The organism is Sulfuricurvum sp. RIFOXYD12_FULL_44_77, from assembly GCF_001830725.1.
In the GTDB taxonomy this organism is placed as follows: domain Bacteria; phylum Campylobacterota; class Campylobacteria; order Campylobacterales; family Sulfurimonadaceae; genus Sulfuricurvum; species Sulfuricurvum kujiense_A.
Genome location: NZ_MIBU01000032.1, coordinates 6,038 through 7,016 on the forward strand (window position 1 = coordinate 6,038; position 979 = coordinate 7,016).

A 979-nucleotide genomic window follows, 5' to 3' on the forward strand; every position below is an offset into this window, starting at 1 on the left:
CCCGACTTCACGTGCCCTTTAGGGTAGATCGGGGATCCATCCCCATAAATCCAGCTTCCCTTTTATTAATTTTCTCCTAAGCTCATCACACTTATACTTGCACTTATATGTAGCGGAGGTGTATCATGGCTCAAATGACTATTTATCTTGATAATGAACTCGAATCCAAAGTGAAACAAAATGTTGCCGCGATGGGAATATCATTGAGTCAGTTTGTCTCAGGACTGATTCGTAAAGAGCTGCACGAAGAGTGGTCTCCCGCTATTCATCAACTAGCAGGTGCATGGGATGATTTTCCTGATGCTGATACTCTTCGACACTCTGAGGCGCACGATTGTGCGCGGGAATCGTTTTAGATGTATCTGCTCGACAGCAACACCCTCATCTACTTTTTCAAAGGGGAGGGAAATGTTGCGGCTAGAATGTTCGAGCACTCCCCTTCTCAAATTGTTATCCCGTCTCTGGTTGTCTATGAACTCGAAGTGGGAATTGCCAAATCCTCCTCACCGAAAAAACGTGAACAACAGCTCAAAATGTTATTAGAGAACGTGATTGTGATACCGTTTGGGAATGAAGAAGCGCGTGTTTCGGCAAAAATTAGAGCCTCATTAGAAGCACTCGGCGAACCGATCGGACCGATTGACACTTTAATTGCGGGATGTGCGATGGCTCATCATTACACTTTAGTGACCCGTAACCAAAAAGAGTTTGGAAAAGTAAAAGGGCTAAAAGTCGAAAATTGGTATTGAAAAAGATGAACTTTAAGCTCTGTCGTTCGCCCTGAGCACGTCGAAGGGTATCTTCTCCGTCATCCCGTACTTGATACGGGATCCATCTCCATAAATCGTTTTAATACATAATGTTTTTATATGCAAATATTACGCCAAATAGTGTATGATAAAAGAAAAAAAGAGTAACAAATGTCTAATGAATTTCAACTCCTTCTTATCGCAATTTTTGCCCTAGCACTCTTGATTGC

The 979-nt window shown here is 42.4% G+C and carries 2 protein-coding genes; both read left to right on the top strand.

The window, feature by feature from the left end:
- Positions 1–125: 125 nt before the first annotated feature.
- A complete protein-coding gene (locus A2517_RS01640; protein ID WP_294893628.1) occupies positions 126–356 on the top strand; it encodes a hypothetical protein in 231 nt (76 codons plus the stop codon).
- Positions 357–749, top strand: coding sequence for a type II toxin-antitoxin system VapC family toxin (locus A2517_RS01645; protein WP_294893629.1), 393 nt, complete (start codon positions 357–359; stop codon positions 747–749).
- Positions 750–979 lie beyond the last annotated feature (230 nt).

What these genes read in the sequence shown, in the direction of transcription:
- A2517_RS01640 (WP_294893628.1), top strand. Translation starts at nt 126, where the DNA reads ATGGCTCAAATGACTATTTATCTTGATAATGAACTCGAATCCAAAGTG.
- A2517_RS01645 (WP_294893629.1), top strand. Translation starts at nt 357, where the DNA reads ATGTATCTGCTCGACAGCAACACCCTCATCTACTTTTTCAAAGGGGAG.